Origin of the sequence: Kocuria sp. NPDC057446, from assembly GCF_042802875.1 — a bacterium.
Lineage (GTDB): Bacteria > Actinomycetota > Actinomycetes > Actinomycetales > Micrococcaceae > Kocuria.
Genome location: NZ_JBHVDI010000224.1, coordinates 1 through 4,433 on the forward strand (window position 1 = coordinate 1; position 4,433 = coordinate 4,433).

A 4,433-nucleotide genomic window follows, 5' to 3' on the forward strand; every position below is an offset into this window, starting at 1 on the left:
GGCAGTTCCTGACCGGAGGCCAGGGTGCGTTCGTTGGCGCCCGCCAGCTCCTTCTGGTAGCCGCGGAACGCCCGCAGCACCCCGGAGGCCAGTGCCCCGGCGCCCTCGCGCGCCGGGGCCTCAGCGGCGCAGGATCCGGCGGGCCAGCCGGTTGCCCACCACCTGCACGAGCTGGACCAGGACCACGATCACGGCGACCGCCGCCCACGTGACCTCGTCGTTGAACCGCTGGTAGCCCAGGCGCAGGGCGAAGTCGCCCAGTCCGCCGGCGCCGATGGCCCCGGCCATCGCGGACATGTCCGTGATGCCGATGACGAGGAAGGTGTAGCCGAGCACCAGGGGGCCCAGCGCCTCGGGCAGGATCACCGTGGTGATGATCCGGCCGCGGGAGACCCCCATCGAGCGGGCGGCCTCGACGACGCCGGGGTCCACGCTCATCAGGTTCTGCTCCACGATGCGCGCCACCGCGAACATCGCGCCGATCGTCATCGCGAAGATCGCCGCGTTGGGGCCCAGCCGGGTCCCGACGACCCCCTGGGTGACCGGGCCGAGGGCGGCCAGGAGGATGATGAACGGGATCGGCCGGACGAAGTTGACCACGAGGTTGAGCCCCTCGTGCACCGCGCGGTTCTCCAGGATGTTGCCCCGGCGGGTGACGTAGAGGCCCACGCCCACGAGCAGGCCGAGCAGGCCGGCGAGGACCAGGGTGACGGCCACCATGTAGAGGGTCTCCCCGAGCGCGGACAGCAGCTCGGGTCCCAGGACGGACCAGTCGTTCACGCGGCCACCTCTCTCAGGGTCGTGATGCGGGACATCTCGTCGACCACGGCCTGCACGGCCGCGTCCTCACCCGTCAGCTCGAAGGTCAGGGACCCGAACGACTGCTCCTGGAGCACGCTGATCCCGCCGTAGGCGATGGTGAAGCGGACCCCGCGGGCGGCGCCGTCGGAGAGCACCCCGCCGATGTCCACGCCGTCGCCGACGTCCACGATGACCAGGCGCCCGCGGTGGGCGCGGCGCAGCCGCTCCACCTCGCGGGCGTCGGGCACCGAGTGCAGGACGGAGGAGACGAAGCGGCGGGCGGTCTCGGTGCGGGGCCTGGCGAAGATGTCCACCGTGGAGCCGTGCTCCACGACCTTCCCGTCCTGCATCACGGCCACGCGGTCGGCGATCGCCCGGACCACGTCCATCTCGTGGGTGATGATCACGATCGTGATCCCCAGTTCCCGGTTGACCCGCTGCAGGACCTGCAGCACCTCCTGGGTGGTCTCGGGGTCGAGGGCGCTCGTCGACTCGTCGGCCAGGAGCAGCTTGGGGCTGGTCGCCAGGGCGCGGGCGATGCCCACGCGCTGCTTCTGCCCGCCGGAGAGCTGCTCCGGGTAGTTGCCGGCGCGCGCGGACAGACCGACGAACTCGAGCAGCTCGGCCACGCGGGCCCGGCGCTTCTCCTTGGGCCAGCCGGCCCGCTTGAGCGGGTACTCGACGTTGCCGGCGACGGTGCGGGAGGTGAAGAGGTTGAACTGCTGGAAGATCATCCCGATCTCCTGCCGGACGGGCGCCAGCTCGGTCTCGCGCCGGCCGGCCACCTCGAAGCCCTCCACGGTCAACGACCCCGAGGTCACGGGCTCGAGCCCGTTGATCAGGCGCACGAGGGTGGACTTGCCCGCCCCCGAGTAGCCGATGACCCCGAAGATCTCGCCGCGGCGGACGTCGAGGGTGACGTCGTCGACCGCCAGCACCTCGCGCGCCGACCGCCCCGAACCGGTGCGGAAGGTCTTGGAGACGTTGCGGAAGGAGACGAGCACCTCGTCCGGGCGCCCGGCGGTGGACGGCCCGGTGGGGACCGTCGCGCTCACTGCTCCTGGTCCTTCAGCTCCTGCTGGTAGCGTGCGGTCAGCTCCTGGAGCTCCTCCGGCTCCAGCTGGAGCGGCACGGCCGTGTCCTTGGTCTCCTCCATCTCCGCGTCCAGCACGGCCTGCTCGTGGTAGAGGTCCGCGACCTGGCGGAGGGTCTCGTCGTCGGCGAGCTCCTCGGTGGTGGTGAAGAGGTTGACGTAGGCGCGCGAGCCCTCCGCCTCCGGGTCGTCCTGGGCCAGTGCGGACTTCGGGTCGATGTCCGCGCGGGCCAGGAAGTCGTTGTTGATCACCGACCCGGCCACCGAGTCGAGCGAGAGCACCGTCTGCTCCGCGGAGACCGGTGTGACCCGCACCGTCGAGGCCTCGGCGTCGACGTCCAGCTCGGTGGGGATGAGAGTGTCGCTCTTCAGCTCGACGAGACCGGCGGACTCGAGCACGAGCAGGGCCCGGGACAGGTTCACGGAGTCGTTGGGCACCGCGATCTCGTCGCCCTCCTGGAACTGCTCCACGGAGTCGTACTGGTTGGAGTACAGGCCCAGGGGGTAGATCGACGTCGAGCCGATCGGGGTGATGGAGCTCCCGGCGGAGTTGTTGTAGTCCGAGAGGAACGGGACGTGCTGGAACCAGGTCATGTCCACGTCGCCGGACTCGGTGGCGGGGTTGGGCTGGTTGTAGTCGGAGAAGTCGACGTACTCGACGGTGATGCCCTGTTCCTCGGCCAGCTGCTGGAGGACGTCGTGGGTCGGGTGGGAGCCGACGACGCCGATGGAGATCTTACCGTCGGCGAGGGCTCCCTCACCGGAGGACTCCCCGGCGGAGCCGCCGCAGGCGGTGAGGGTGAGGCCGAGGGTCGTGGCCAGGGCGAGGAAGGGGAGGCGCTGCGATCGCATGTGGGGCCTTTCCGTGGGTCCGGGGTGTCGGAGGTCTCCACCGGCGGCAACGGGCCCGGCGGCCACGGTCGAGGGCGCGCCGGAGGCGCGTGCGCGGTCGGACCGTACTTGCCGCCGGCCTTCGATGGCCGGTGCCGGATGGTTCCACCTGGGGCACCCCACTACGGGAGAGGGTTGCCGCCCAGCAAGCCAGGGCTTCGCGCTGGGACTCGTCATCCGCCCGACAGACTAGCACGTGCGGTGGGGGTGGATCCGGTTCCGTCAGCGGGCGAGGACCTCGCGGGCCCGGTGCCGGGCCCACCCCTCGGCCGCCAGCACGGCCTCGAGCTCCAGCGGGCCGTCGTCGTCGTGCTCGTTCAGAACCGCCTTGACCGTGTCCACGATGGCGGGAAAGCGGATCCGGCCGTCGTGGAAGGCGTGCACCGCCTCCTCGTTGGCGGCGTTGAACACGGCGGGAAAGGTTCCGCCCCGCTCACCGGCCGCCTTGATCAGGTCCACGGCCGGGAACGCGACCGGGTCGAGGGGCTCGAAGGTCCACTCGGTGGCGCGCGTCCAGTCGCAGGGCGCGGCGGCGCCGGGCAGCCGGTGGGGCCAGGCGAGGCCCAGGGCGATGGGCAGGCGCATGTCCGGCGGTGAGGCCTGGGCGAGGGTGGAGCCGTCCACGAACTGGACCATGGAGTGCACCACAGACTGGGGGTGGACCACCACGTCGATGCGCTCGAGGGGAACGTCGAAGAGGAGGTGGGCCTCGAGGACCTCGAGCGCCTTGTTGACCATGGACGCCGAGTTGGTCGTCACCATCAGCCCCATGTCCCAGGTCGGGTGGCGCAGCGCGTCCCGGGGCGTGACCGCCTCCAGCTCCGCCCGGGACCGGCCGCGGAAGGGACCGCCGGAGGCCGTGAGCACGAGCCGGTCGACCTCTGCGGCGGTGCCGCCGCGCAGGGCCTGCGCCAGCGCCGAGTGCTCCGAGTCCACGGGGATCAGGGCGTCCGGGTGCCCGGTGGCCGCGGCGGCCGCCTTGACGAGGGTGCCGCCGGCGATCAGCGACTCCTTGTTCGCGAGCGCGAGCCGGTGCCCGGCCCCCAGCGCGGCCAGCGTGGGGGCGAGGCCGATGGAGCCGGTGATGCCGTTGAGCACGAGGTCCGCGCCGGGGTGGGCGGCCGCCGTGGAGGCCGCCTCGGGGCCGTGCTCGATGTCGGGCCGGTAGCCCGTCGCCCCGGCGGCCGCGGCCCGCTCCGCGATCAGGCGGGCCAGTCGGACCGCGTCCCGGCCGGTCCCGCTCGTGGCCACGACCGCCGCGCGGGTCTCGACGGCCTGCTCGGCGAGCAGCTCCAGGTGGCGGGCGCCGGCGGCGAGAGCCACCACGGTGAAGGGGTCCGCGGCCTCGAGCCCCCGGGCGGCCCGCACGACGTCGAGCGCCTGGGTGCCGATCGAGCCCGTCGAGCCGAGGACGCCGATCCTGCGGGGACCGGCGGCGGCCAGCGCGCGCAGCTCGGGCGTCGGGCGGGTGCGGGGCGGGGAGGCGGGGGGCGTCATGGCCCCAGTATCCCCCAGCGGGCCCCCGGTGCCGCGCCCCCGGATCGCCTGCGGGGGCGCGACGGCGGCCGGTCCGGGACCGGTCCGTCGTGTCCGGACCCGGAACGGACCGAGGCCCCCGACAACCCGGACGGGGTGCCGGGGCCCAGGC

General features: G+C 73.0%; 4 protein-coding genes and 1 riboswitch. All 4 genes read right to left on the reverse strand.

The window, feature by feature from the left end; all coding sequences use genetic code 11:
- Positions 1 to 120: 120 nt before the first annotated feature.
- The 4 genes from ACFU0Y_RS17270 to dxr all read right to left on the reverse strand — a co-directional run bounded on the left by ACFU0Y_RS17270 (position 121) and on the right by dxr (position 4,282).
- On the reverse strand, positions 121 to 720 hold the full coding sequence (locus ACFU0Y_RS17270) for a methionine ABC transporter permease (RefSeq protein ID WP_380216054.1): 600 nt from the start codon (positions 718 to 720) through the stop codon (positions 121 to 123).
- Positions 721 to 776: 56 nt separating this feature from the next.
- Positions 777 to 1,856, reverse strand: coding sequence for a methionine ABC transporter ATP-binding protein (locus ACFU0Y_RS17275; protein WP_380216048.1), 1,080 nt, complete (start codon positions 1,854 to 1,856; stop codon positions 777 to 779).
- On the reverse strand, positions 1,853 to 2,746 hold the full coding sequence (locus ACFU0Y_RS17280; protein WP_380216050.1) for a MetQ/NlpA family ABC transporter substrate-binding protein: 894 nt from the start codon (positions 2,744 to 2,746) through the stop codon (positions 1,853 to 1,855). Before ACFU0Y_RS17280 ends, ACFU0Y_RS17275 begins: the two co-directional genes overlap by 4 nt.
- Positions 2,747 to 2,845: 99 nt before the next feature.
- A riboswitch (SAM riboswitch) is annotated at positions 2,846 to 2,963 on the reverse strand.
- A gap of 44 nt (positions 2,964 to 3,007) precedes the next feature.
- Entirely contained in the window at positions 3,008 to 4,282 is a 1,275-nt protein-coding gene (gene dxr, locus ACFU0Y_RS17285; protein ID WP_380216052.1) for a 1-deoxy-D-xylulose-5-phosphate reductoisomerase, read from the reverse strand.
- Positions 4,283 to 4,433: the final 151 nt, after the last annotated feature.

Bases quoted from the DNA above. Each gene is read 5' to 3' on its own strand.
- ACFU0Y_RS17270 (WP_380216054.1), bottom strand. From the start codon at position 720: ATGGTGGCCGTCACCCTGGTCCTCGCCGGCCTGCTCGGCCTGCTCGTG.
- ACFU0Y_RS17280 (WP_380216050.1), bottom strand. From the start codon at position 2,746: ATGCGATCGCAGCGCCTCCCCTTCCTCGCCCTGGCCACGACCCTCGGC.
- dxr (WP_380216052.1), bottom strand. From the start codon at position 4,282: ATGACGCCCCCCGCCTCCCCGCCCCGCACCCGCCCGACGCCCGAGCTG.